Annotated in this window: 26 protein-coding genes and 1 tRNA gene; 19 read left to right on the top strand and 8 right to left on the bottom strand. The window is 69.5% G+C overall.

Annotated features, from left to right (window positions below):
* Positions 1-11: 11 nt before the first annotated feature.
* The 3 genes from OG246_RS09980 to OG246_RS09970 form a co-directional block, all read right to left on the bottom strand.
* The gene (locus OG246_RS09980; protein ID WP_266458939.1) at positions 12-1,817 is read right to left on the bottom strand and encodes a copper resistance CopC/CopD family protein; all 1,806 of its coding nucleotides are present in this window, start codon (positions 1,815-1,817) and stop codon (positions 12-14) included.
* A 77-nt stretch (positions 1,818-1,894) separates the two neighbouring features.
* Positions 1,895-2,515: a GNAT family N-acetyltransferase gene (locus OG246_RS09975; RefSeq protein ID WP_266458935.1), complete on the bottom strand. Its 621-nt coding sequence runs from the start codon at positions 2,513-2,515 to the stop codon at positions 1,895-1,897.
* Entirely contained in the window at positions 2,505-4,610 is a 2,106-nt protein-coding gene (locus OG246_RS09970; RefSeq protein WP_266458933.1) for a penicillin acylase family protein, read from the bottom strand. Before OG246_RS09970 ends, OG246_RS09975 begins: the two co-directional genes overlap by 11 nt.
* 195 nt (positions 4,611-4,805) lie before the next feature.
* On the opposite strand from OG246_RS09970, the gene OG246_RS09965 reads away from it, so the two are divergent.
* From OG246_RS09965 to OG246_RS09950, 4 genes are all read left to right on the top strand, one after another.
* Positions 4,806-5,399: an HhH-GPD-type base excision DNA repair protein gene (locus tag OG246_RS09965; RefSeq protein WP_266458931.1), complete on the top strand. Its 594-nt coding sequence runs from the start codon at positions 4,806-4,808 to the stop codon at positions 5,397-5,399.
* Between the two features lie 258 nt (positions 5,400-5,657).
* On the top strand, positions 5,658-6,251 hold the full coding sequence (locus OG246_RS09960) for an HdeD family acid-resistance protein (protein ID WP_266458929.1): 594 nt from the start codon (positions 5,658-5,660) through the stop codon (positions 6,249-6,251).
* A 110-nt stretch (positions 6,252-6,361) separates the two neighbouring features.
* Complete coding sequence (locus OG246_RS09955; protein WP_266458926.1) at positions 6,362-6,658, top strand: hypothetical protein; 297 nt, start codon at positions 6,362-6,364, stop codon at positions 6,656-6,658.
* A 51-nt stretch (positions 6,659-6,709) separates the two neighbouring features.
* Positions 6,710-6,859, top strand: coding sequence for a hypothetical protein (locus OG246_RS09950; RefSeq protein WP_266458924.1), 150 nt, complete (start codon positions 6,710-6,712; stop codon positions 6,857-6,859).
* Between the two features lie 61 nt (positions 6,860-6,920).
* Here the strand turns inward: OG246_RS09950 and OG246_RS09945 are convergent, their stop codons facing one another.
* Positions 6,921-8,618 carry a helicase HerA-like domain-containing protein gene (locus OG246_RS09945; protein ID WP_266458913.1) on the bottom strand — a complete coding sequence of 566 codons (1,698 nt, stop codon included), beginning with the start codon at positions 8,616-8,618 and terminating at the stop codon, positions 6,921-6,923.
* Positions 8,619-8,723: 105 nt separating this feature from the next.
* Here OG246_RS09945 and OG246_RS09940 point away from each other — a divergent pair, with 105 nt between their 5' ends.
* Both OG246_RS09940 and OG246_RS09935 read left to right on the top strand, forming a co-directional pair.
* Entirely contained in the window at positions 8,724-9,020 is a 297-nt protein-coding gene (locus OG246_RS09940; protein ID WP_003955420.1) for a type II toxin-antitoxin system VapB family antitoxin, read from the top strand.
* A 184-nt stretch (positions 9,021-9,204) separates the two neighbouring features.
* Positions 9,205-9,855, top strand: coding sequence for a LytR C-terminal domain-containing protein (locus OG246_RS09935; protein ID WP_266464032.1), 651 nt, complete (start codon positions 9,205-9,207; stop codon positions 9,853-9,855).
* 54 nt (positions 9,856-9,909) lie between these two features.
* Here the strand turns inward: OG246_RS09935 and upp are convergent, their stop codons facing one another.
* Entirely contained in the window at positions 9,910-10,545 is a 636-nt protein-coding gene (upp, locus tag OG246_RS09930) for a uracil phosphoribosyltransferase (protein WP_266458900.1), read from the bottom strand.
* Between the two features lie 138 nt (positions 10,546-10,683).
* Between upp and OG246_RS09925 the strand changes: the two genes are divergently transcribed.
* From OG246_RS09925 to OG246_RS09885, 9 genes are all read left to right on the top strand, one after another.
* Complete coding sequence (locus OG246_RS09925; protein ID WP_323178285.1) at positions 10,684-10,866, top strand: hypothetical protein; 183 nt, start codon at positions 10,684-10,686, stop codon at positions 10,864-10,866.
* A 386-nt stretch (positions 10,867-11,252) separates the two neighbouring features.
* Positions 11,253-11,804, top strand: a complete 552-nt coding sequence (locus tag OG246_RS09920) for a hypothetical protein (RefSeq protein ID WP_266458895.1) — start codon at positions 11,253-11,255, stop codon at positions 11,802-11,804.
* An 82-nt stretch (positions 11,805-11,886) separates the two neighbouring features.
* The gene (gene tadA, locus OG246_RS09915) at positions 11,887-12,318 is read left to right on the top strand and encodes a tRNA adenosine(34) deaminase TadA (RefSeq protein WP_266464028.1); all 432 of its coding nucleotides are present in this window, start codon (positions 11,887-11,889) and stop codon (positions 12,316-12,318) included.
* An 87-nt stretch (positions 12,319-12,405) separates the two neighbouring features.
* Positions 12,406-12,490 (top strand) — tRNA-Ser (locus OG246_RS09910).
* Between the two features lie 373 nt (positions 12,491-12,863).
* Positions 12,864-13,043, top strand: a complete 180-nt coding sequence (locus OG246_RS09905) for a hypothetical protein (protein ID WP_266458892.1) — start codon at positions 12,864-12,866, stop codon at positions 13,041-13,043.
* A gap of 25 nt (positions 13,044-13,068) precedes the next feature.
* Positions 13,069-13,362 (top strand): Dabb family protein, encoded by a 294-nt coding sequence (locus OG246_RS09900; RefSeq protein ID WP_266458889.1) that lies wholly within the window; start codon positions 13,069-13,071, stop codon positions 13,360-13,362.
* A gap of 384 nt (positions 13,363-13,746) precedes the next feature.
* Complete coding sequence (locus OG246_RS09895; RefSeq protein WP_266458886.1) at positions 13,747-14,547, top strand: RNA polymerase sigma factor SigF; 801 nt, start codon at positions 13,747-13,749, stop codon at positions 14,545-14,547.
* A gap of 244 nt (positions 14,548-14,791) precedes the next feature.
* A complete protein-coding gene (locus OG246_RS09890; RefSeq protein ID WP_266458883.1) occupies positions 14,792-15,706 on the top strand; it encodes an RNA polymerase sigma factor SigF in 915 nt (304 codons plus the stop codon).
* A gap of 75 nt (positions 15,707-15,781) precedes the next feature.
* Positions 15,782-16,492, top strand: coding sequence for a hypothetical protein (locus tag OG246_RS09885; RefSeq protein ID WP_266458880.1), 711 nt, complete (start codon positions 15,782-15,784; stop codon positions 16,490-16,492).
* A gap of 94 nt (positions 16,493-16,586) precedes the next feature.
* On the opposite strand, the gene OG246_RS09880 is transcribed toward OG246_RS09885, so the two are convergent.
* Complete coding sequence (locus tag OG246_RS09880; RefSeq protein WP_266458877.1) at positions 16,587-16,787, bottom strand: hypothetical protein; 201 nt, start codon at positions 16,785-16,787, stop codon at positions 16,587-16,589.
* A 234-nt stretch (positions 16,788-17,021) separates the two neighbouring features.
* Here OG246_RS09880 and OG246_RS09875 point away from each other — a divergent pair, with 234 nt between their 5' ends.
* From OG246_RS09875 to OG246_RS09860, 4 genes are all read left to right on the top strand, one after another.
* Positions 17,022-17,522 carry a MarR family winged helix-turn-helix transcriptional regulator gene (locus OG246_RS09875; protein WP_266458874.1) on the top strand — a complete coding sequence of 167 codons (501 nt, stop codon included), beginning with the start codon at positions 17,022-17,024 and terminating at the stop codon, positions 17,520-17,522.
* 89 nt (positions 17,523-17,611) lie between these two features.
* Positions 17,612-20,113 carry an MFS transporter gene (locus tag OG246_RS09870; RefSeq protein WP_266458871.1) on the top strand — a complete coding sequence of 834 codons (2,502 nt, stop codon included), beginning with the start codon at positions 17,612-17,614 and terminating at the stop codon, positions 20,111-20,113.
* 110 nt (positions 20,114-20,223) lie between these two features.
* Entirely contained in the window at positions 20,224-21,045 is an 822-nt protein-coding gene (locus tag OG246_RS09865; RefSeq protein WP_266458868.1) for a YceI family protein, read from the top strand.
* Between the two features lie 49 nt (positions 21,046-21,094).
* On the top strand, positions 21,095-21,565 hold the full coding sequence (locus OG246_RS09860; protein WP_266458866.1) for a PPOX class F420-dependent oxidoreductase: 471 nt from the start codon (positions 21,095-21,097) through the stop codon (positions 21,563-21,565).
* 193 nt (positions 21,566-21,758) lie between these two features.
* Here OG246_RS09860 and OG246_RS09855 read toward each other — a convergent pair whose 3' ends face one another.
* Entirely contained in the window at positions 21,759-22,532 is a 774-nt protein-coding gene (locus OG246_RS09855) for a TetR/AcrR family transcriptional regulator (RefSeq protein WP_266458864.1), read from the bottom strand.
* Between the two features lie 86 nt (positions 22,533-22,618).
* Complete coding sequence (locus tag OG246_RS09850) at positions 22,619-24,154, bottom strand: MFS transporter (RefSeq protein ID WP_266458862.1); 1,536 nt, start codon at positions 24,152-24,154, stop codon at positions 22,619-22,621.
* Positions 24,155-24,254: the final 100 nt, after the last annotated feature.

Here is a 24,254-nt window from a genome sequence, read left to right as displayed (position 1 = left end):
GCGGACCGGTGCTAGCCGATGTTCACGGTCTTCGACACCGTGACCTGGTCGATGTCAGTAGTCCGCACCGTGGCCTTCATCGTCCAGGTGCCGGCCAGCGGAAGGGTGAGGCCGTCGGTGGCCCAGTAACCGCCCTTGTCCGTGAGCTGGGCGTCGATCGGGCCGACGTCCTGCTTCGGCAGCGAGAATGTCAGGCGCAGTTCGGGGACGGTGGCGATCCCGCCGTCGGGCCCGAAGATCACGGCCTGCACGGAGTTCTCGCCCACCCGGCCGGGCGCCAGCTCGATCTGGACCTTGCCGCGCCCCCCGGGCGTACCGACATCGAAGGGAATCAGCGTCGAAGACCCGGTGGGCTGCTCCGCCGCGCTGACCGCGGCCGCCGACTCGGTGGCCGCCCGCCCCGGCTGCGTACCGGTCAGCAAGGTGGTGACCACGAGGACCACGATCCCGACGCTGACCTCGGCAAGCACGGACCGCCGCAGCCCCCGCCGATACGGACCGGCCTCGGCCACCGCCTCCCCCGCCACATCGGCTCGTACGTCCTTGGAGTCACCCGGCGCCCCAGGTGCCCCGACCACTTCCGGCACCCGCTCCCGCTCCCGCACCGCCACCGAAACGGATGCCACCGTGACCGTGGCCAGCCGCCCCGTCCAGCGCCGCGAATACCCGGCCCCCACCAGCAGAAGCAGCACCGCGCACAGCTTGACGACGAGGAGGCGGCCGTACGACGTGGACGTCAGGGCGTCCCAGGAGCCGAGGCCGCGCCAGGACTGGTAGACGCCGGTGACGGCGAGGACGGCGACCGAGGTGAGGGCGAGCCGGGAGAAGCGGGTGACGACGGCCGCCGGGACCGGTTCGGCCGGGCGGTAGAGCGCGGTGAGCAGGGCGGTCAGGCCGCCGAGCCAGACGGCCATGGCGAGCAGGTGCAGTACGGAGGAGACCATCGCCACGGGGACCTGGATCCCGGCGGACGCGTGCTCGGCGGCGGCCCAGGTGACCGCGAGGCCGAGGGCGAGCAGCCCGCCGAGTGCCCCGACGAGCCTCCTGCGCTCCCGTGCTCGTACGGGATAGAAGGCCACCGCGCCCAGCAGCACCAGCCGCGCCACCAGCGCGATCCCGGGCCTGCTCGTCAGCGTCTCGCGCAGGACGGCCGGATCGATGGCCGCGGAGAGCCCGCTGCCCCGTTCGTACGGGCCGCGCAGGAGGAGCAGGGCGAGGGTGGAGACGAGCAGCATCCACCAGCCGGCCAGCAGCAGACGGTGCACGCTGCCCGGGAATCCGCAGGCCAGGACGAAGACGGCGGCGCCGATGAGCACGGCGAGACCGCCGTACGCGACGTAGCGGGTGATGTCGTAGAGGTTGCCCGCGACGGTGTCCTCGGCGGATGCGGTGGGCAGGGCGGCGGCGGTCGCGGAGGGTTTGCCGATGGAGAAGGTGAAGGCGCCGGAGACCGGGTGGCTGTCCGCCGATACGACCCGCCAGGCCACGGTGAAGGTGCCGGTGCCCATGCCGTCCGGCAGGCTCACCGAAGCGGTGTTGGCGCGGTCCCCGACGTGCGCCGGTTTGCCCGTGTGGACGCGCCGGTTTTCCGGGGTGATCACGCGGAAGGAGTCGTCGAGGAGGCCGACGGACTCGGTGAACGTCAGCGTGATCTGCGTGGGCGCCTCCTTCACCACGCTGCCGTCCTGCGGATCGGTGCCGGTCAGGGCGGCGTGCGCGGACGCACCGCCCACCCCGCCGAAAAGCACCAGGACCAGCACGGTGCCCAGCAGCGCCAGTCCCCGGACGATGTGCCGTCGCGCTCGCTGTCCGCTCACGTACCGTCTCCGTATCCGCATTCGCTCAGTCTCGGATACGTACGGACGAAAGCGACGCAGTGCTCACCCGCCCCGCTTCAAGCCCTCCCCAAGAGCGTCTCTCGCGTCAGGAAGGCGAGCCGGGCACGCTTCTCGGGCAGGTACACCTCGGGCAGATCGATCTCGGGCAACACGATCTCCGGCCCCGGGACGAATCCCTGCCGGGTCAGCCGGGAGATGGCCTTCGTGTTGCGCGCGTCGGGCTCGACGACGACCCGCCGCCGGTCCAGGCCGACCAGCACGAACGTGGTGAACGCGGTCAGCAGCGCGGCCGACCAGCCCGGCAGCCGCCCCCCGCCGGGCCCAGGGGGCCCGATCAGCAGATGGATCCCAATGTCCCCCTCCTCGACGTCGTAGCACTCGCTGACGCGGTCGGCCTCGGGCTCGTACGACTGGAAGAGGGCGGCCGGTTCGCCGTCCTTGACCGCGAGGAAGGCATGGTGGGTGTCGAGCGAGTCCAGATGGACGTAGGTCTCCAGCACCTGTTCCTTGCTGAGCCCGTTCATGCCCCAGAACCTGGCCCGCTCCTCACTCACCCAGCCGTGGATGACATCCAGGTCGGCGTGCGGGTCGACGCGCAGGATGCGGACGGTCCCGATCCCGTCGATGACCTGCTCGTGAAGGGCGACGCGGGCAGGTGCGTACGACTCAGTGGTCATGGTTCTCCTTGTTCCCCTGGGCCAGCTTGTCCCAGTCCGTGATGACCGGGGCGAGAACTCCCTCGACCCACAAAGGGAGTTGGTCACGATGGTGGGCGGCCCCCGGAACGCCGTCGGCACCGAGCGGCACCACCCAAAGACTCTGGTCCCGGTCGGCCAGATCCCATACGTAACGGGCGGCAGGACCGCGCGCGGCGAGGTCGGTCACCCCGGGCACCGCCGAGGTGCACAGCACGCAGTCATGGTCACCCGAGAGCCCAGGTTCGTCGTACGCACTTCCAGCGAGCGCACGCCAGGGCGCGAGCCGGTGCGTGTCCCCCCACGCACGCGGCGTCCAGCCGGCGGCGGCCACATCCTCCACCGCAGCACACACGAGCGCGGTGCGATCGATGCCGTACAACTCCTCGACCCCCAAAAGGTTTTCGAGGGCAAAGCCGATACGCGGGGTGAGAGCGAGCCAGGGAAGAAAGACCTCCGGATACGCAGGCGGCTCGGCAAGAACAGCGAGCGCCGGCTCCGCCGCAAGCCGCCGCACAACAGCGCTACGAACCGCCGCGTACACCCCAGCGGAGACACTGCCGGCATCCATCCGCCGATCCCAGGCAAGCAGTTGATCCCGCAACGCACCCCCCTCCGGACTCAGCCGCTGACCACCACCACCCTCGAGATGCCCCAACAGGACGGCAGCCGAGGCGAGATGAGTGTCCACATGAATGGCAGCCATATCAGAGGCAGCCCACTCAGCCCGGGACACAAGAAGTTCGCGAATACGCGCGGCCCGATGCGGCGAAGCAAACTCAACCCCAAGCTCCTCCGCCAGCCCCCGCTGATTGGCCATGACAGCAATCCCACTCACACCCACCCGGGGCATCGCATGCCAGCCCCGCCACTCCCTCCCCTCCTCCCAGGCGTCGACAACCCTCGTCCGATTGTGCTCACTCCGCACGGGTACGCGCCCCGCGACCCGGTGCAGCAACCCACCCGCCGTGTCCGCGGCCTGGACGACGTTCACGGGCTCGGCCCAGAGGTCGAACGCCCGGTCCACATCGCCGACTTCACGAGCCCGAAGAAGCGGAAGCAGCGCACTGAAACCAAGATCTTCGGAAACGCGGGGCGGATAGCGGAGACTGATTGCTGTCTCCTCACCAGCTCCCCCGATGACCACGGGCCCCCGCTCCGTCTCGATCACCTCGACCTCGACGGACTCACCCCCGGCCACCTCCACCCGCTCCACATGCCGAGCCGCGACCCGCCACTCGCCATCGGCCCCGAGCGCCTCGACGGACGACGAGGAGCCGACCACCCGCAAGCGCTCCCGGTAGAGGTCCTGATAGTCGGCCATGGCGTTCGTGATCGCCCAGGCGACATGGCCGGTGTGGGCGAAGTGCGCGATGCCCGGGACGCCGGGAACGGCGAGGCCGACGACGTCGAACTCGGGACAGGCCAGATGGATCTGCTGATAGACGCCGGGGTCCTCGATGAACCGGTGGGGGTCGCCACCGATGACCGCGTGCCCGGTGACCGTACGCGCGCCACTCACCAGCCAGCCGTTGCTGCCGGAGGTACCGGTCCCGTCGGTAGCGAAGAGCCCCACGGCCTCGACACCGAGCCGCCGCACGACCTCCTCGCGCCAAAGCTTGGCCGGGAACCCGGCGAAGAGAATGTGCGCGGCAAGCCAGACACCGAGCGGAGTCCAGGGCTCCCAACGCCCAGGAACAAGCCCGCTCTCCGCAAATTCAGGCGCCCGCAGCCCACCCACCCCAAGCCCATCCCCTAGCCCCTCCCCAAGGCCTTCATTGACGCCGTCCACGTACGAGACGACCCACGCGGCGGTCTCGGGATCCCGTCTCTCCAGCGCGGCGAAACAGCGTCTGGCGGTGTCGTCGAGGCGGGCCTGGCGAGCGAACCGGTCCCAGGGGACGGCTTCGGCACCGAGGAACGCCGCGGAGGTGCCCTGAGAGCGGTGCCGTTCGACCTCCAGCTGCCAGGCGCGGTCCACAGCGGTGATACGGCCCTGGGCGCGGGCGAGTTCGAGTGCGCTGTCGGCACGCAGGTGCGGGATTCCCCAGGCGTCACGGTAGATCTCGACGGTCACGGTATATCCCCACTCATTTCAGGTTAGGCTAACCTAACTTCCCTTGGGAGAAATCGTACGTGAGGGGTAAAGGCGGCATGAGTCAGGGGCACGGCTAGGAGGGCGCAGTCCTGCCGACGGATGCACGCACTGGGCTACTGGCGCTACTGGCGCTACTGGCGCGCGACCTGCCCCCGTAAGCGGGATCATCGGTCCATGGACGCGACCCTTCACCTGGCCCAGCAGCCCGAAGCCGACGAACTCCTCGGACGCAGTCCGCTCGCCGCCCTCGTCGGGATGCTCCTGGACCAGCAGGTTCCGATGGAGTGGGCGTTCGCGGGCCCGTACACGATCGCCCAGCGCATGGGCCGGGACGACCTCGACGCCCACGAGATCGCCACGTACGCCCCGGAGGCCTTCGCCACCCTCCTCTCCACCAAGCCGGCCGTACACCGCTACCCCGGCTCCATGGCCAAGCGCATCCAGCAGCTGTGCCAGTACCTGGTGGAGCACTACGACGGAGACGCCGCCGCCGTCTGGAAAGACGCCACCACAGGCGACGAACTCCTCCAACGCCTCAAGGATCTCCCCGGCTTCGGCCCCCAGAAGGCCCAGATCTTCCTGGCCCTCCTGGGCAAACAACTCGGCGTACACCCCAAGGGCTGGCGCGAGTCCGCGGGCCTCTACGGCGAACAGAACTCCTTCCGCTCAGTTGCCGACATCACGGGCCCCGACTCCCTGACCAAGGTCCGAGCCCACAAACAGGAGATGAAAGCAGCGGCAAAGGCAGCAAAGGCTTCCGGCAAATAACGCACGCCCCCACGCCCCCGCAGCCGGCCGACGACGGAAGGGGGCGTGTCGGTACATCAAATGCCCGCATCCGAACGGATCCGGAACACAGGTTCACCAATCACCCACAGTCGATCCGTTCGGATGCGGGCGGATGTACCGGCGCGCCCCCGACCCACCCACCGGCAGCACCCGCCGCGTCCACCGCCAGCGCCCGCCGCGTACACCACTCGGACCACCCCGGTGGCAAGCCCCCTCAAGCCGTCGCGAGCATGAGACATGACCGAGGAAAAAGACGCACCCACCCCCCTCGAAGGCCCCCTGCACCTCCTCACCCGCAGCGCCTGGCAAGCAGTCCTGGTAGCCGGAATCGCGGCCCTCGCGCTGGGCGTCATGGTGCTGGTCTGGCCGGGCGCCTCACTCCGGGCGGCAGGCGTCCTCTTCGGCCTCTACCTGCTCTTCAGCGGCGTGCTGCAACTGGTCGCCGCCTTCGGCACACACGTGGCGACGTCTCTCCGGGTGATGGCCTTCATCAGCGGCGCCTTGTCCATTTTGCTGGGCCTGTTCTGCTTCCGAGGCGCGATGCAGTCGATCCTGCTCCTCGCCCTGTGGATCGGCATCGGCTGGCTGTTCCGCGGGATCACCCAGACACTGGCCGCCGCCTCCGACCCGGGCGCACCGGCCCGTGGCTGGCAGATCTTCCTGGGCATCGTGAGCTTCCTCGCCGGGATCGTCCTGATCGTGTCGCCCTTCGAGTCGGTCGCGGTCCTCACCCTGGTGGGCGGCTGCTGGCTCCTCGCGGTCGGCATCACCGAGATCATCACCGCGTTCCGGATCCGCAACCGCGCCCACTTCATCCCCCGCACCGCCTGACGCACACACGCACCGCACGCCGTCAACTCCACGCCCGCCCCATACGCCAAGAGGGCGGATCTCACCCCCACCAGATGAACCACCGGCCCCCGACGGGGACATGACGTGACATGAAGCTACGGGTGCTGGTCCTCCTGGTCGTCGCGATCCTCGCGACCACCCCGCACCCCGCCGCGCTCACCGCGACCCCCACCACGGTCACCACCGAGGCCCCGGCCGCCGAACACGACGTACTCGACACGGCCCTGCGCCCACCCGCCCGCCAGGGACACCGCCCCGTAACCCCCCTGCGCCCCGCACCCCGTGCCAGGTCGGAGCACCCGGACCCGAGGCCGCACCCCGCCCCCGCCCCGCCGACCCCCTCGCCCACCCTGCACGCACTCCGCTGCGTGGTCCTGCGCTGCTGACGGACCCGGCCTCCGGACCCGTAACTCACCAGCGACCACAAGGACACACGTATGCCCAAGGACCCGTACGCGGTCCTGCGCGCCCTGCTGCGCGCAGACGCCGTACGCAACGCACCCAAGCCGGAACCCCGCCGAGGCCCGGCCGACCAGAAACCACTGAGTTCCGAGGTTCCTGCCCCGAAGAAGACCGGAACCGACTAACCAGAAAGGTGGCCGCCCTCCCGGGGCGGCCACCTCCACACGGCGACCCGGGCCGGCAGCCCTACCGCTTACGCCGAGCCGTCCCGAACAACGACCGAGTGATCTCCCGCCCGATCTGCGTCCCCACCGACCGCGCAAGCGACTTGAACATCCCACTGCCAACGACCTGCTCGACAACGGAGGCATCCTCCTTGGGAGCCTTACCCCGCCCCTTGGCGGGCGCCGACCCGGCTCCGGGAGCCGCCGGCTCACGCGAGGCAGACTGACCCGCCGCCGCAGACGCACGCGCAGCCTCCGCCACCGCCAGCTTCTCGTACGCGGACTCACGATCCACCGCCTGCGCGTACCGCCCGTACAACGACGACCCTTTCACGGCCGCGTCGAGCGCCCCCGCCTCGACGGGCCCCATCAGCGACTCCGGCGCCCGCAGCCGAGTCACCGCGACCGGCGTGGGCGCACCCTTCTCGCTCAGTACGGTGATCACGGCCTCGCCGGTGCCGAGGCCGGTGAGGACCTCCTCAAGGTCGTACGGCGAATTCGGGAAGGTCTTCACCGTGGCCTTCAGCGCCTTCTGGTCGTCCGGCGTGAAGGCCCGCAACGCGTGCTGGACGCGGTTGCCGAGCTGGCCGAGGACATCGGCGGGGACATCCTTCGGGGTCTGCGTCACGAAGAAGACGCCGACCCCTTTCGAGCGAATGAGGCGGACGGTCTGCGTGATGGAGTCCAGGAATGCCTTCGAGGCGTCGTTGAAAAGAAGGTGGGCTTCGTCAAAAAAGAACACGAGCTTCGGCTTCTCGGAGTCGCCGACCTCAGGAAGATCGTGAAACAGATCGGCAAGCAGCCACATCAAAAACGTCGAGAAGAGCTGCGGCTTGTCCTGCACCTCAGGCAGCTCCAGCACGGACACGACACCCCGCCCGTCCCCCGCCACCCGCAACAGCTCGCCGGTGTCGAACTCCGGCTCCCCGAAGAAGGGACTCATGCCCTGCGCCTCGAAGGCGGTGAGGGACCGCAGGATCACCCCCGCCGTCGCGGTCGAGAGCCCGCCGATCCCCTTCAGCTCCGCCTTGCCCTCGTCCGAGGTCAGAAAGGTGACGACCGCTCGAAGGTCCTTCAGATCGACGAGCTCCAGGCCCTTCTGGTCGGCGTAATGGAAGATCAGCCCGAGCGACTGCTCCTGGGTCTGATTGAGCTGGAGCACCTTGGAAAGCAGCACCGGCCCGAAGCTCGTGATCGTGGCCCGTACGGGGATGCCGTGCCCCATCCCTCCAAGCGCATAGAACTCACTCGGAAACCCGGTCGCCACCCACTCCTGATGCACATCGGCGGCCCGCCCCTGAACCTTGTCGTTCGGGACACCGGGCGCGGAGATCCCGGAGACATCGCCCTTGATGTCGGCGAGAAAAACGGGCACACCCTGCGCCGACAGCTGCTCGGCGACGAGCTGGAGGGTCTTGGTCTTGCCGGTACCGGTGGCGCCGGCGACAAGACCGTGCCGGTTCAGCATCGGAAGCGGAATGCGGATCTGTACGTCGGGCAGGCACCGCGCGTCCCAGAGCAGGGCACCGAGATCGAGGGCGGGCCCCGAGAAGGCATACCCGGAGGCGATCTCCAGGACTTCCTTGGGGAGAGCGACGGCGCTGCCGATCACCTCGGGGGAGTTGCCGCCCGTCGCGGGAGCGCTCCCCGCCGTCTGAGCAGCGGCGGCCGCGGACGTGGTCCCGGCAGTGGCCGCAGGTACGGTCTCGCTGTCACTCATATCAGGCCCCTGTTCCCGGTTTGCCCTGATTTAAGGCGTCTTTTCCAGCGTCGCACTCCGCCGCCAAGGCTGCGCCCGGAACGTCTTGACCGGTAGGCTTTCCGTGTGATCTTCAAGCGCATCGGAAACGGCCGGCCGTACCCCGACCACGGCCGGGAAAGCACCCGGCAGTGGGCGGATGTCGCGCCGCGCCCGGTCCGCCTCGATCAGCTGGTGACGACCAAGGGCCAGCTCGACCTGGAAACGCTGCTCGCCGAGGACTCCACGTTCTACGGCGACCTCTTCGCGCACGTCGTGAAGTGGCAGGGCGACCTGTACCTGGAGGACGGCCTGCACCGCGCCGTCCGCGCGGCGCTCCAACAGCGCCAGGTGCTGCACGCGCGCGTCCTGGAACTGGGCTGACACCCGGCCCGGCACCCGGCCCGAATCGGGACGGACAGCCGGACCGAATCGGAACCGGCACCCCGCCCGGCACAGCTTTGTTGACCCTTTCGGGTTGGACTGAGCGCGGGACAATGATCATCTAGTAGTTATCGTCGCCGCGGCGCACTACGCTGCGCCCATGAGCATGCTCACTCCCCCTGGCATGGGCGGCCAGTACCGGATCACGGGGGACAAATACCCGCGGATGCGCCGACCCCGGGGGCGTCGCAGGCTCGCGTTCCTGGTCCTCGCCTCCGTCACCGCGCTCGGGCTGATCGGATGGGGAACCCTCCAGCTCATCGACGTCTTCACCGGCGGCGGCGACAAGGCCGCGGCGGCGGGACCGAAGGCGGACTGCGCGTCAACGGCAAGCCCTTCGGCGACCGCCTCCGCGACGTCCACGGCCTCCACCGCAGCCAAGGCCAAGGCCCTCCCCAAGCCCGGCCAGATCACCGTCAACGTCTTCAACGCCACGCCCCGCAGCGGGCTCGCCAAGGAGACCGCCGACGAGCTGAAGAAACGTGGCTTCCGGATCGGCGACGTGGGCAACGCGACGGACACGTACGACAAGAAGGTCGAGGGCGCGGGGATACTGCTCGGCGCGAAGACGGCCGCCCAGGCCGCGCTGCCGGTGCTCAACACCCAGCTCTCCGGCGCCCAGCTGAAGACCGACGGCCGCGCGAAGGCCGACCAGGTCGACCTGATCATCGGCACCGGCTTCAAGAACCTGACGACGAAGGAGGACGCCGACAAGGCGCTGGCCGTCCTGGCCCAGCCCCAGCCGACGCCCTCCGCCACGAAGAACAGCTGCTGAAGTCCCTGCGTACGTAGGCCCGTAGGTGCCCGCGTACGTAAAGCCCGTACGTCCCTACTCGGCAGCCCCGTACATCCGGTCGCCCGCGTCCCCGAGGCCCGGCACGATGTAGCCGTGCTCGTTGAGCCGCTCGTCGACCGACGCCGTCACGACCGTCACCGGCGTGCCCGCCAGCTCGCGCTCCATGAGCTCGACGCCCTCGGGGGCGGCGAGGAGCACCACGGCGGTGACGTCGTCGGCGCCGCGCTTGATCAGCTCGTGGATCGCCGCGACGAGGGTGCCGCCGGTGGCCAGCATCGGGTCGAGGACGTACACCTGGCGGCCGGAGAGGTCGTCCGGCATGCGGGTCGCGTACGTGGACGCCTGGAGCGTCTCCTCGTCGCGCACCATGCCCAGGAAGCCCACCTCGGCGGTCGGCAGCAGCCGGACCATGCCGTCGAGCATGCCGAGGCCCGCCCGCAGGATCGGGACGACGAGGGGGCGCGGGTAGGAGAGCTTGACGCCGGTGGTCGGGGAGACCGGGGTCACGATGTCGACCTGCTCCGTGCGCACGTCCCGGGTGGCCTCGTAGGCGAGCAGGGTGACCAGCTCGTCGGCGAGCCGCCGGAAGGTCGCGGAGTCGGTGCGAAGGTCGCGCAGAGTGGTGAGCTTATGGGCGACCAGGGGGTGGTCGACGACGTGGAGACGCATGTCCACAACAGTAACCGGGCTCCGGGCGCCCGCCACTGTCCCGCCGGGTACGGTCCGGCGTTCCCCGTCACCCGTCCGCTGGCATCAAACCGCTCATCAGGGGGAAAGTGGGAGGGACGGACCTTGGGTGGTGTGCCTGTGCGAGACGTGGAAGAGGAGTTTCCCGAGCGGCCGGAGACGGACGCCGAGCGCCGCAGGCGCCGCGCCCAGTTCCTCCGCGACCTGGCCGAGGCGCGCGAACTGCGCGACCGCGTCCAGCCCCGCCGCGCCAAGACCGCGCGCCTGCGCCACGCCATGCGCATGCGCACGTTCCGCTGGTAGCCGGTAGCCGGTAGCCACCGGCCACGCGCGCACAGCATCCGCCGAGGGCCCCGCAAGGTGCTTGCGCACCCTTCACCGGCAGCAGCACCATGTGCTTGCGCGCCATCCGCCAGTAGCCACGCCGTGCCGGTGCGCGACATCCGCAGGTAACCCGCCCGCGCGCCGCCCACGCCGTGAGGCGGGGAGGTGCGTATGTGGTGCCGACGGCCGCGTACGATCCGCTGTTAGCGATCAAAAGAGGCAGACACAGCAGGCCGAAGACGTCCCCTGAAGGCTCTGTTTCTGCCACGATTCCGAGTGGGTGGGGCTCGGAGAAACGCTCCCCGCCCACAGCCTCCGCCGGGGGGACCCCCAACCGGCACGCCTATGACAGTGGGAGAGTCACGGTGTACTTCGCCGCACTGCTCGCGCGCACCGAAGACGGGTGGGAAGCGAGCGACACAGAGCTGGACGATGTGGAGACCCTGTCGGATCTGACCGATCTGGCCCGTGAAGCCTCGGAGGAGGCCGACACGGTACTCGTACTCATCGAGCAGGAGGACGCGTGGTTCGGCGTCCTCCGCCTGGACGGCGAGGAGGACCCTCGTATCTACGTCTCGGACGCCGCCGCGGCTGCCCGCAGTTCGTACGGCGAGATCCTGCTCACCGACGAACTGCTCGGAAGGGAGCCCGGCGACGACGATGTCGCCGACCTCGACTCCCTGGACCTGGACGGCACGGAGGACGGTGAGCCCGACAACGAAAACGACTCCGACGAGGAGGACGAGGAAGCCGCCGCCTCCGGCGAGGCCGTGTCGCACAGCCCCGTCGGGGACCGCGACATCCTCGCCGACCTCGGTGTGAGCGAGAAGGAACTGCTCGCCCTGGACGAAGGCGACGCGCTCAGCACGATCGCCGACGCCCTGGGAGCGGCTGAGGTCCTTGAGACCGTCCGTTAGGTTCCTCCGCTAGGTTCCCCGGGTGAGCACAGCCAAGGAAACTCCACAACCCGATCCGGTACGCGACCGCTGGCGGGCCGCGATGCGGCTCGCCCTGGACGAGGCCCAGCTGGCTGTCCGGGGCGGGGATGTTCCCGTCGGCGCCGTCGTGCTGTCCACGGACGGTACGACGGTGCTCGCGACCGGGCACAACGAGCGCGAGGCGACCGGCGATCCGACGGCGCACGCCGAGGTTCTCGCGCTCCGCAGGGCCGCCGCCAAGCTGGGCGAGTGGCGGCTGTCCGGGTGCACGCTCGTCGTCACTCTGGAGCCCTGCATCATGTGCGCGGGCGCGCTCGTGCAGTCCCGGGTGGACCGGGTGGTCTACGGCGCCCGCGACGAGAAGGCGGGCGCGGCCGGCTCCCTCTGGGACCTCGTACGCGACCGCCGTCTCAACCACCGGCCCGAGGTGATCGAGGGCGTCCTCGCGGACGACTGCGCGCGCGTCCTCACCGACTTCTTCCGCGCCCGCTGACCCTGCCCACCGACCGTGCCCGCCGAGTCCCGGGAGTACGGGAAACGGATTTCTGACCACGCCCCACCTTGGGGTAAGGTCTCTCTCGGTAGCGTGTCCGAGCGGCCGAAGGAGCTCGCCTCGAAAGCGAGTGTGGCGCAAGTCACCGAGGGTTCAAATCCCTCCGCTACCGCTTGAGAAGGGCCCCGTCGAGAGACGGGGCCCTTCGTGCGTGCGTGGGAGGAAATGACGGAAGAAGTGGCCGGGGGAAGCGGCTTTCGGGGGCAAGCCGCTCCCCCCGATGGGGAGGGACCCTCGGGTCCGCGCCGCTGTCTCGGGGGAAGTCTGCGGCGTGGACCCCGCAGTGGGGTCCGTCCCGGCCCCGCGGTCTCCTGTCGGATCCGCCGGGGCTCACTGTCCATCGTGCGCCCCCCGGGGCGCCCGCAGGGCCCGGCAAAAGGCCTCGACCAGCGGGCCGTTGGTCCTTAAAGGGGGCGTGAAGGTTACACTCGCCGCCGTCAACAGGCGGCCGCCCACCGGGCGCAGCAATCACAGGGGAGGCCGCGATGGCGGTGAATTCGAAGAAGATAGGCGTCTTTGCGCTCGTGGTCTTCGTGGTCTACGTGATCATCACGGATCCGGCCAAGGCCGCCGACTACGTCCAGATAGGGTTCGAGGGCATATCGAACGCCGCTAAGGGCATCGGCGACTTCATGACGTGGATCGCCGACGGGGCCCAGAACTGAACCACCGCGCCACCAGGGAGTGCCCGTGATCCGCCATCTGGTCCTCTTGAAGCTCAATGAGGGCGTCGAGCGTGACGACCCGCGCGTCGTCGAGGGCGTCGCCGCCTTCCGTGCGCTCGGCGAGCAGATCCCGGAGCTGCGCTTCTGGGAATGCGACTGGAACATCACCGACCGGCCCATCGCGTACGACTTCGCGATCAACTCCGCCGTCGACGACACCGAGGCGCTGAAGCGGTACTTGGAGCACCCGGCGCACCAGGCGGGCGTCGCGCTGTGGCGTGAGTTCGCGACCTGGGTGATCGCCGACTATCCGTTCTGAGCCGTAGCGCCCCCGAGCCTCTCGCCGCAACCGGCGAGGGGCTCTTTTGCGTCCTATGCCCCAACTCTCCCTAAATCTCGTTCAACACGGCGTTATGCGGTGCTTGCACACAGTGCACATGTCTTGTGATGCTATGACCGCTTTTGACGGATGAGTTGATGGATCTGACGGATCATAGAGGTGGAGTTGACCGTGCCGGCCAGTACTGCGCCTCAAGCACCGCCCCAAGCCCCGCTACAGGCACTTCCGCAAGCACCGCCCCAGGCCCAGCCTCAAGACCAGCCCCAAGCCCACCTCCAGGCACCCCCGCAGGCGCTGCCTCAGGCACTCCCGCAGGCGCTGCCTCAGGCACTCCCGCAGACACCGCCGCAAGAAGTCGTGGTCGTGCAGGACCCGCCCCAGGAAGTCGCCCCGGAACGGCGCCGCGGTGCCGACACCCGGGCCCTCACGCAGGTGCTCTTCGGCCAGCTCAAGGGGCTCCAGGCGGGCACCAAGGAGCACAACCGCGTGCGCGGCGCTCTGATCGAGGCCAACCTCCCGCTCGTCCGCTACGCCGCCGCCCGCTTCCGCAGCCGCAACGAGCCGATGGAGGACGTCGTCCAGGTCGGCACGATCGGGCTGATCAACGCGATCGACCGCTTCGACCCGGACCGCGGCGTGCAGTTCCCGACCTTCGCGATGCCGACCGTGGTCGGGGAGATCAAGCGGTACTTCCGCGACAACGTGCGCACCGTCCACGTACCGCGTCGGCTGCACGAGCTGTGGGTGCAGGTGAACAGCGCGACGGAGGACCTCACCACGGCCTTCGGGCGTTCGCCCACCACCGCCGAGATCGCCGAGCGGCTGCGGATCTCCGAGGAGGAGGTGCTGTCCTGCATCGAGGCCGGACGCTCGTACCACGCGACCTCCCTCGAAGCCGCCCAGGAGGGCGACGGGCTGCCCGGACTGCTCGACCGGCTCGGCTACGAGGACCCGGCCCTCGACGGGGTCGAACACCGCGATCTCGTACGCCACCTCCTCGTACAACTGCCCGAGCGCGAACAGCGAATCCTGCTGCTGCGCTACTACAGCAATTTGACGCAGTCACAGATCAGCGCGGAACTGGGAGTCTCCCAGATGCATGTGTCAAGGCTGCTTGCCCGTAGCTTCGCGCGTCTTCGATCCGCAAACAGGATCGAGGCGTAACCGGTAAGAGCTAATCGCTCACCGGCGTCTTTTCCGGCTGTTCGGCGCTGAAAAACCGTCAGACCCCCTCTATCCAGGGCCTATTCACCCCCTCTGTGTCGACATGTCACTTCAGCGTGTTGCCGACATGTGACATTCTGCGGCTAGAGCGTTTGCCGCGGCCTCGCCTCCGGTATTCAGGTGGAGGCTGCGTTCCTCCGACGGGAGCGTCCGCCGCGACCGTCCGCGACCCAAAGGGGGTGGCATGTCCGCAGACCAGGGCAGCTCGAAGGTGCTCACGCTCACGAAGAGCGAACCGGCGCCCGACGCGCTTCACGATGTCCCGGCCCTTCCGGCCCCCGATGCCGCTCCGGCCGTCCCGGCCGCCGAGGCCGCCCGGGCACCCGTCACCTCGGGAGCCATCGACACCCGCACCCTGTCCCGCTCCCTGTTCCTGCGGCTCGCCGCACTGGGTGAGAACAGCCCCGAGCGCGGCTATGTCCGGGACACCCTCATCGAACTCAACCTCCCGCTCGTCCGGTACGCGGCGGCCCGCTTCCGCTCCCGCAACGAGCCGATGGAGGACATCGTCCAGGTCGGCACGATCGGCCTGATCAAGGCGATCGACCGCTTCGACTGCGAACGCGGCGTGGAGTTCCCGACGTTCGCGATGCCGACGATCGTCGGCGAGATCAAGCGGTTCTTCCGCGACACGTCCTGGTCGGTGCGCGTCCCGCGCCGGCTCCAGGAGCTGCGGCTCGCCCTCACCAAGACCAGCGACGAGCTCTCGCAGAGGCTCGACCGCTCCCCGACGGTCGCCGAACTCGCCGTCGCGCTCGGCGTGTCCGAGGAAGACGTCGTCGACGGCCTCGCGGTCGGCAACGCGTACACGGCCTCGTCCCTCGACTCGCCCGCCCCCGAGGACGACGGCGGAGAGGGCTCCCTCGCGGACCGCCTCGGCTACGAGGACACCGCCCTGGAGGGCGTCGAGTACCGCGAGTCCCTCAAGCCGCTGCTCGCCAAACTCCCGCCCCGCGAGCGCCGGATCATCATGCTCCGCTTCTTCGCGAACATGACCCAGTCGCAGATCGGCGAGGAGGTCGGCATCTCGCAGATGCACGTCTCCCGGCTCCTGACACGGACGCTCACGCAGCTGCGCGAAGGACTCATCTCCGACTGAGGGATCCGGCAGAGGGAAGTGTTCAGCGGCGGCCCGAGGGTTCATATTTGACGGAGCGTCAGCCACACTGACGCGATGCGCAGACAGTCGATACGTGGTCGCCGAGGTGCCCTCGCGGGTGCCTCGGCGGCTGTTGTGTGTCTGGGGGGCGTGCTCGTCGCCTGTGGCGCCGGGGGCGGCGGGGGCGGTTACGTCGCCGTGCAGCGCCCCGCGTCCGGCCCGGCCGTGGCGCCCACGGGGGACGTGGAGTTGGTCCCTCTGGAGAAGCCCTCGGCGTCCAAGGGTGCGGCGGGGAGCGGGACTTCGGTCGCCGCGTCCACTCCAAGCGGTGGGAGCGGCGGGAGCGGTGCGCAGGCGTCGGGGCCGGCGGCTTCGACCGGTGGTCCCGGTGACGGACGTACGACTTCACCGGGCGATGTGGACTCCGGGAGTACGGGCGGGAATCCGGGCTCGGACACGGCGACCCCCGCGACACCCGGGCCCGCCGCGCTCACCGTAGGCACCCCCGAGCGCGAGAGCGCCGATCAGCGGTGGTGTGAGCGGGTGACCGTCGTCTTCCGCAACACCGGGGGTACGGCGGTGCGTTCGGGCACGGTGACCTTCGGGACGCACATCATCGGGGCGCTCGGGATCGACTGGGCGACGATCGAGTCCGCCGAGGAGCTGCCCGTGCCGATCGCCGCGGGCGCCGAGCGGACGAAGACCTGGACGGTATGCGTCGACGCGTGGCGCGTACCGCTGGGCATGCACATCGAGACGCGGGACGTGGCCGTCCAGTGGAAGTAGCCGAAGTCCGGTGGATGTAGCTGCCGCGGCCCGGCATGGGGGAGCCGCGGCCTCCGGTGGAAGTGGCCGCGGCGCCTTTCGGTGGGCCTCCGTGCTACTTCAGCGCGAGGTAGGCCACCGCCGCGACGACCACCACGGCGAGGACGACGCCGATGATCAGGCCGATGCGGGGACCCGCCTGGGCGGCCACCTGCTGCTGTTGCCGGCCCTGGGGGGCCTCGTCGACGAATGCGCGGAACATCTGGGTGCTTCCCGCGGGGTCGTAGTTGCCCTCGGGGCCCTGGGTGTTTGCCATGGGCCAGGACACTAGCGAACGCGGGACGGTTGCCCAAGTGCGGGGGTTGCGCCCCGGGACCTCCGCTGCGATCCGAACAGCTCACGCGGGGGCCGGGACCACCCTCCCGACCTGCGAGTTTACGTTCGCCAATACTTGCCTTTGCCAAGTTTTTAGCCCCTTACCCCCGATTTAGTTTGCCTGCGGCAACCAACATATTTATGGTTGCCCTAAGCAACGAATGCGGGAGGTGTGATGGCGGAGCAGGCGCAGTACGAGGAGTTGGCTCGTCAGCTCTCTGCCATCGGTGCCGTGAAGAGGGACATGGGGCGGATCCTGCCGCCCGAATGCCCCGGCGGCTCGGCCGCCGTGCTGACGCTGCTCGGCCGGTACGGCGAGATGCGGATGAGCAGGCTCGCCGAGCTGCTCTCCGTGGACATGTCGGTGACCAGCCGGCACGTCGCGCACGTCGCGGACCGGGGCTGGATCGAACGGTCCCCCGACCCGGCCGACAAGCGCTCGCGCATCCTGCGCCTCACCGCCGCGGGCCATGAGCAGCTCGACGAGCTCTCCCGGCGCACGTCACGGCTCCTCGCCGACCGCCTGAGCGACTGGTCCGACGACGAGGTCGGACAGCTCACCCGGCTCATGACCCGGCTGCGCGAGAGCTTCGGCGAGTGCCGTACGGCAGCCCCTCATCGGCCCCCTCACCCGCACTCGTATGCGACAGAACTGACCACCCGTACACCCGCGTAAGTACGAATCCGCATACACGAATCCGGCAGATACGCATCGGCCATATACGCACCCGTATGCACGAATCCGTACGTAAGAGAAGGAAGCCCATGGCAACGACCACACCAGCCGGTGTGCGGGCACACGCCAAGCACGGAGGTGGGTCCTCCGGATCCTCCGACGGCGCTCCGATGACGCACCGGCAGATCATGGAGGCGCTCTCCGGTCTGCTGCTCGGCATGTTCGTCGCGATCCTGTCGTCGACGATCGTCACCAATGCCCTGCCCGAGATCATCGGCGACCTGGGCGGCGGCCAGTCCGCCTACACCTGGGTCGTCACCGCCTCGCTGCTGGCCATGACCGCGACCACGCCCCTGTGGGGCAAGCTCTCCGACCTGTACAGCAAGAAGGCGCTCGTACAGATAGCCCTCGTCGTCTATGTGCTGGGATCGGCCGCCGCGGGTCTGTCCCAGAACCCCGGCATGCTCATCGCCTGCCGGGTGGTCCAGGGCATCGGCGTCGGCGGTCTGTCCGCCCTGGCGCAGATCGTGATGGCCGCGATGATCTCCCCGCGTGAGCGCGGGCGTTACTCCGGCTACCTCGGCGCGACGTTCGCGGTCGCGACCGTCGGCGGCCCGCTGCTCGGCGGTGTCATCACGGACACCTCGTGGCTCGGCTGGCGCTGGTGCTTCTACGTCGGTGTGCCGTTCGCGGTCATCGCGCTGATCGTGCTGCAGAAGACCCTGCACCTGCCCGTCGTGAAGCGTGACGTGAAGGTCGACTGGGGCGGCGCGTTCTTCATCTCCGCCGCGGTCTCGCTGCTCCTTGTCTGGGTCACCTTCGCCGGTGACAAGTACGACTGGGTGTCGTGGCAGACGTACGCGATGGTCAGCGGCTCGATCGTGCTCGGTCTGCTGTTCGTGCTCGTCGAGTCCAGGGCGAGCGAGCCGATCATCCCGCTGCGGCTGTTCCGCAACCGCACCATCACCCTTTCCTCTCTCGCCTCGCTCTTCGTGGGTGTCGCGATGTTCGCGGGCACGGTGTTCTTCAGCCAGTACTTCCAGCTGGCCCGGGACAAGTCGCCGACGATGTCCGGCGTCATGACCATCCCGATGATCGGCGGCCTGTTCGTCGCCTCCACCGTCTCCGGCCAGATCATCACCAAGACCGGCAGGTGGAAGGCCTGGCTGGTCAGCGGCGGCGTCCTGATCACGGCGGGCCTCGGCCTGCTGGGCACCATCCGGTACGACACGCCCTACTGGCACGTCGCCGTCTACATGGCGCTCCTCGGCCTCGGCGTCGGCATGACCATGCAGAACCTGGTGCTGTCCACGCAGAACCAGGTGGCACCGGCCGACCTCGGCTCGGCCAGCTCCACGGTGACGTTCTTCCGTTCCCTCGGCGGCGCGATCGGCGTCTCCGCGCTGGGCGCGGTGATGGCCAACAGGATCAGCCACTACGCCACGGACGGGCTGGCGGGCCTCGACCCCAAGTACGCAGCGGCCGCAGCCAGTTCCGGCTCGGACAGCAGCATCCCGGACATGGACACGCTGCCTGGCCCGCTGCGCACCGTGATGGAGAGCGCGTACGGCCACGGCATCGCGGACGTCTTCCTGATCGCCGCCTGCACGGCGCTGCTCGCCTTCCTCGTGATGCTGTTCATCAAGGAGGTTCCGCTGCGGACCTCGGGCGCGCTGGCTCAGGCCGCCGAGGCGGAGGCTCCGGCCTCTGAAGAGAAGGTCCCGAGCTGGGCCGTCACACAGCCTGAGGCGAGCCCCGAAGCCACCCAGCAGCTCGCGGCCGCACCAGTCGCGGCAGTCGCCGCAGAGAGGGAGAGCACCCCCATGTCCAGCGGTATTCCGGTACGCGGGCACGTCCGCGGCGCCGAGAGCGCGCCCGTGCCGCAGGCCGCGGTCACGCTGATCTCGCTCGCGGGACGGCAGCTGGGCCGCTCGGTCGCGCAGGCCGACGGCTCCTACGCCGTCGACGCGCCCGGCGTGGGCAGTTACGTACTGATCGCCTCCGCCGACGGTTTCCAGCCGCAGGCCTCGACGGTCCTCGTGAACGACGAGCCGGTCACGTACGACATCCTGCTGAGCGGCACCAGCGGGCTGAGCGGTGTCGTGCGGGCCTCCGAGAGCGGGACCCCGGTCAAGGACGCCATGGTCATCGTGACCGACGTGCGCGGTGACGTATTGGCCACCGGAACCACCGGTGAGCAGGGCGAGTTCACGTTCGCCGAGCTGATCCCCGGTTCGGTGACCGTCGCGGTCAACGCCGCCGGACACCGGCCCGTGGCCCTGCCCGTCGAGGTCGGCGGCGCAGGCGTGACCCGGGTCGAGGTCGAACTCGCCTCGGGCGCCCTGGTCCAGGGTGTCGTACGGGCACCGGGCGGGCCGCTCGGCGACGCGCGGGTCACGCTGGTCGACGCGGCCGGGAACGTGGTCGGCACCGCCAGGACCGGCACGGACGGGGCGTACGCCTTCACCGACCTGGACAGCGGCGAGTACACGGTCATCGCGACGGGTTACCCGCCGGTGGCCACCGCGCTCACCGTCAACGGCCGCGGCGTCGACGCCCACGACATCGAACTCGCCCACCCCGGCGAGTAACCGGACCCCGGCCCGTGGGGCGCGCGCTCTGAGCGGAGGCGCGCCCTCACGGGCCGGTCTTTTTTGACCGACCAGCAGCACTTTTCAGTACTTTGCAGGGAGAAAACGGGATGGGACTGACCGCAAGGATTCGTACGCGGGACGGATGGGCCGTGTCGCACGCGGTCGTCACGCTGACCGACATGACCGGCGCGCAGGTGCTGCGTGCCGAGGCGGACACCGAAGGAGCCGTGCGCGACACGACCCCGCTCGCTCCCGGCGCGTACACGGTGATCGTCACGGCGGTCGGCTACGCGCCCGCGGCCTCCAGCGCCATCGTCACGGCGAGCGGACGGGCCGATGCCGGCAATGTGACCCTCGCCCGCCAGGGCGGCACCGAACTGCCGCCGCCCGGCCCCTGGACCATCGACCCCGCACACTCGTCCGTCGGAGCCGTGGCCCAGCACCTGGGCATCTCCAGCGTGCACGGCCGTTTCACCGGATTCCGGGGCCGGATCGAGATCGCCCCGGACGAGACGGCCAAGTCCCGCGTCGAGGCCGTGATCGACGCGTCCTCCATCGACACCGGCAACGCGATGCGCGACGAACACCTGAAGTCCCCGGACTTCCTGGACGTCGTCAGGTATCCCGAGATCACCTACCACTCGACGGGCCTCACTCCCGCGGGCTCCGACCGCTGGACCGTCCACGGCGAACTGACCATGCACGGCGTCGTACGCCCGGTCGACCTGAACCTGGCCTACCTCGGCACCGGCGCCGACCCCTGGGGCGGCACCCGCGCCGCCTTCCGCGCCACCGCCGACCTGCACCGCGAGGACTTCGCCATGAACTACAACCAGGTCGTCCAGGCGGGCATCGCCGCCATCGGCACGACGCTGAAGGTGGAACTCGACATCCAGGCCGTGCAGGGCGAAACGCTGCCGCAGGCGTAGGAACGGCAGGGACAGGCAGGTGGCCGTCGCAGGCCCTAGGCTGCGAGCCATGGCACCGAACACCGCGACGAACACCTCTGTCTCCCGCGACGAACTGCTGGACTTCGTACGTCCCCGGCACCGCGCCATCCTGCTCACCCGCCGCACCGACGGGAGCCCCCAGGGGTCCCCCCTGACCTGCGGGGTCGACGACTCCGGCCGCATCGTCGTCTCGACGTACCCGGAGCGCGCCAAGACCCGCAACGCCAAGCGGGACGAGCGGGTCAGCCTGATCGTGCTGAGCGACGAGTGGAACGGGCCGTGGGTCCAGATCGACGGCTACGCCGAGGTGATCGACTCGCCCGACTCCGTCGAGCCGCTCGTCGAGTACTACCGGAACATCGCGGGTGAGCATCCGGACTGGGACGAGTATCGCGAGGCGATGCTCAAGCAGGGGAAGTCGATCATCCGGGTCACGCCCGAGAGGTGGGGGCCGGTCGCCACCGGGGGGTTCCCGGCGCGGTTGGCTCCGCAGGAGTAGGAGCGTTTACTCGCCCCCTCCGCCCCTACCCGTCCCGTTCCTGGGGGCTGCGCCCCCAGACCCCGCTAAAAGACTGCGCAGTTCCCCGCGCCCCTTTTAGGGGCGCGGGGAACTGCGCGACAAGCCCCCATACACCCGCAGCCGAAAGGCTGGTACGGGACGGGTAGGGGCGGAGGGGGCGAAAACCCATTCCTCAGCCCCGCTGCACCATCGTCTCGATGCCCGCGATCAGTGTCTCCAGGGCGAAGGTGAAGTCTCGCTCGCGCATTTCCTCAACCGTGTCGCCGCCGCGGGCCTCCAGCAGGTCCGCGGAGCTGGCGACGTGCGCGGCGAACTGGGGCTGTTCGCCGATCGTGCTCATGGCCTGGCGGTAGTACTCGTCCTGGCTCATCCCCGCGGAAGCGCACCGCTGCACGAAGTGGCCCTCGATCGTGCCGAAGCCGTAGACGAACTGGAAGACCGCCGAGAGAGCGCCCATCTGTCCGTGCGGGGGCAGGCCCGTCCTGCGGATCACCTCATGGACGCGGAGCGAGAAGGCCATCGAGTGCGGGCCGATGTTCAGGAAGGTGCCGCTGAGCGGGGACACCCAGGGGTGGCGCACCAGCAGGGCCCGGTAGCCGCCGGCGAGGAAGCGCAGCTGGTCGCGCCAGTCCTCACCCGACTCCGCGTCCGGCAGCTCCAGTTCGCCGAAGACCGCGTCGAGGGCGAGTTCGAGCAGGTCGTCCTTGGTGTCGACGTACCAGTACACGGACATCGCGGTGACGTTCAGCTCGGCGGCCAGCCGGCGCATGGAGAACTTCGCCATCCCCTCCGCGTCGAGCAGCCGCACCGTGACCTCGGTGATCCGGCCCCGGTCGAGCCCCGACGGCTGACCGCCGCCCCGGGCCGAACCGCCCCGGGCGGCCTTGCCCTCCAGCCAGACACTGGTCCGCGCCGGCCGCTCGGCCCTGTCGGCTGCCCTCACCATGGCGCACCTTCCTCGGAACTCGGTACTTCAAGAGAGTGGGCCCGGAATTCACCGGTCCGCCCTTCTCGAATGATGCTAAGCGGGCGTCAGACGGACACCGCCACCACGGAGTCTCCCCGCTCCGCCCGCCGCAGCAACGCCGCCGCCAGCAGCCCCCCGAGAAGTACGGCGACCGCACCCACCAGCTGGCTGGTCTCGAGCCCCGACGAGAACGCGTCGGTGATCCGCCCCCGCTCGTCCGCCGAGCCGGCGGACGCGAGCGCCGCGGGCAGTGAGCTCGCCGCCACCGGAATGAGCGCCGCGAAACGGGAGTTGAGGACCGCGCCGAGCACGGCCACGCCCAGGCCGTTGCCGAACTCGGCCAGCGTGCCGTTGATGCCCGCTCCGACGCCCGCCTTCTCCCGGGGGATGGCGCTCATGATGGCGTGCGCCATGGCGGGGTTGGCGATGGCGCACCCCACGCCGATCAGCAGCAGCCCGAGCAGCGTGCCGACGTACCCGTGCGCGGTGAGCGTCGCGATCGAGACCAGGCCGCCCGACATCAGCACCATGCCGAGCGCGATCGACACCGGTGTCCCGAGCTTCGCCGTCCACTTCGCCGACAGGCCGGAGAAGTTCAGGGCGACGACGGCGAGCGCGAGCGGCGCGGTTCGCAGCCCGGCCTCCAAGGGCCCGTATCCCAGCACGACTTGAAGGTGCTGGGTCAGCAGGAAGAGCGCCCCGCCCATGCCGAAGGTGATGAGCACCGCGCCCGCGACGGCTCCCGTGAAGCGCCGGTCGCGGAAGAAGTGCAGATCGAGCATCGGGTACGGGATCCGGCTCTCCCAGTGGGCGAAGAGGGCGAGCACCGCCACCGCGCCCACCGCGGTGGCCATCACCCGTCCGGACGCCCAGCCGTGCTCGGGCCCGGAGATGATCGCGTACACGAGCGCGCTCATACCGATCGTGGAGAGCAGCGCGCCGAGCAGGTCAGGACGGTCCCCGCGCGGGTTTTTCGACTCCGGTACGAGGGCCACCACCGCGACGATCCCCAGCGCCACCACCGGCAGATTGACCAGGAAGATCGCGCCCCACCAGAAGTGGTCCAGCATGAACCCGCCGAGGAGCGGCCCCGTCGCGAAGCCGAGCGCGTTGACGGCGCTCCAGACGCCGATCGCCTTCGGCTGCTCGTCGGGGGTGAAGATCTGCATCGCGACGGCGAGCGTGGTCGTCAGCAGCAGCGCGCCGCCGACACCCATGCCCGCCCGCGCGGCGATCAACTGCCCTGTGGAGTCGGCGAGTCCGGCCGCCACCGACCCGATCCCGAACAGCACGAGCCCGGCGACCAGCATCTTCTTGCGGCCGTAGCGGTCGGCCGCGCTGCCCGCCGTGAGCAGCAGCCCGGACTGCACCAGGGAGTACGCGTTGATCATCCACTGGATGTCGGCGGTTCCCGCGCCGAGTTCGCGGGTGAGGGAGGGGATCGCGACGTTCAGCACGGTGTTGTCGAGCAGCACGGTGAGCTGGGCGAGGCAGATGACACCGAGGATGAGCCAGCGCTGGGGGTGTCCTTGGTAGGTCTGGGTGGGGGTGGGGGTGGTGGTCTGCGTGGGGGTGGGGGTGGTGGTCTGCGTGGGGGACATGCTGTACACCGTAGAACAGCTCCTGTACGGCGTACAACAAAGTTGTTTTCCAGGGCGTACGAAAGGGCGGTGGCCCGGAGCGAATGCCCCGGGCCACCGC

Origin of the sequence: Streptomyces sp. NBC_00620 (assembly GCF_026341825.1) — a bacterium.
In the GTDB taxonomy this organism is placed as follows: Bacteria; Actinomycetota; Actinomycetes; order Streptomycetales; family Streptomycetaceae; genus Streptomyces.
Note: the sequence above shows the minus strand (reverse complement) of the source record. Positions and strands in the feature narration are given on the sequence as shown.

What these genes read in the sequence shown, in the direction of transcription:
- OG246_RS09945 (WP_266458913.1), bottom strand. Translation starts at nt 8,618, where the DNA reads ATGAGTGACAGCGAGACCGTACCTGCGGCCACTGCCGGGACCACGTCC.
- OG246_RS09905 (WP_266458892.1), top strand. Translation starts at nt 12,864, where the DNA reads ATGGCGGTGAATTCGAAGAAGATAGGCGTCTTTGCGCTCGTGGTCTTC.
- OG246_RS09875 (WP_266458874.1), top strand. Translation starts at nt 17,022, where the DNA reads ATGGCGGAGCAGGCGCAGTACGAGGAGTTGGCTCGTCAGCTCTCTGCC.
- upp (WP_266458900.1), bottom strand. Translation starts at nt 10,545, where the DNA reads ATGCGTCTCCACGTCGTCGACCACCCCCTGGTCGCCCATAAGCTCACC.
- OG246_RS09880 (WP_266458877.1), bottom strand. Translation starts at nt 16,787, where the DNA reads ATGGCAAACACCCAGGGCCCCGAGGGCAACTACGACCCCGCGGGAAGC.
- OG246_RS09850 (WP_266458862.1), bottom strand. Translation starts at nt 24,154, where the DNA reads ATGTCCCCCACGCAGACCACCACCCCCACCCCCACGCAGACCACCACC.
- OG246_RS09950 (WP_266458924.1), top strand. Translation starts at nt 6,710, where the DNA reads ATGCCCAAGGACCCGTACGCGGTCCTGCGCGCCCTGCTGCGCGCAGAC.
- OG246_RS09965 (WP_266458931.1), top strand. Translation starts at nt 4,806, where the DNA reads ATGGACGCGACCCTTCACCTGGCCCAGCAGCCCGAAGCCGACGAACTC.
- OG246_RS09855 (WP_266458864.1), bottom strand. Translation starts at nt 22,532, where the DNA reads ATGGTGAGGGCAGCCGACAGGGCCGAGCGGCCGGCGCGGACCAGTGTC.
- OG246_RS09860 (WP_266458866.1), top strand. Translation starts at nt 21,095, where the DNA reads ATGGCACCGAACACCGCGACGAACACCTCTGTCTCCCGCGACGAACTG.
- OG246_RS09870 (WP_266458871.1), top strand. Translation starts at nt 17,612, where the DNA reads ATGGCAACGACCACACCAGCCGGTGTGCGGGCACACGCCAAGCACGGA.
- OG246_RS09885 (WP_266458880.1), top strand. Translation starts at nt 15,782, where the DNA reads ATGCGCAGACAGTCGATACGTGGTCGCCGAGGTGCCCTCGCGGGTGCC.
- OG246_RS09890 (WP_266458883.1), top strand. Translation starts at nt 14,792, where the DNA reads ATGTCCGCAGACCAGGGCAGCTCGAAGGTGCTCACGCTCACGAAGAGC.
- OG246_RS09960 (WP_266458929.1), top strand. Translation starts at nt 5,658, where the DNA reads ATGACCGAGGAAAAAGACGCACCCACCCCCCTCGAAGGCCCCCTGCAC.
- tadA (WP_266464028.1), top strand. Translation starts at nt 11,887, where the DNA reads ATGCGGCTCGCCCTGGACGAGGCCCAGCTGGCTGTCCGGGGCGGGGAT.
- OG246_RS09865 (WP_266458868.1), top strand. Translation starts at nt 20,224, where the DNA reads ATGGGACTGACCGCAAGGATTCGTACGCGGGACGGATGGGCCGTGTCG.
- OG246_RS09975 (WP_266458935.1), bottom strand. Translation starts at nt 2,515, where the DNA reads ATGACCACTGAGTCGTACGCACCTGCCCGCGTCGCCCTTCACGAGCAG.
- OG246_RS09955 (WP_266458926.1), top strand. Translation starts at nt 6,362, where the DNA reads ATGAAGCTACGGGTGCTGGTCCTCCTGGTCGTCGCGATCCTCGCGACC.
- OG246_RS09935 (WP_266464032.1), top strand. Translation starts at nt 9,205, where the DNA reads ATGGGCGGCCAGTACCGGATCACGGGGGACAAATACCCGCGGATGCGC.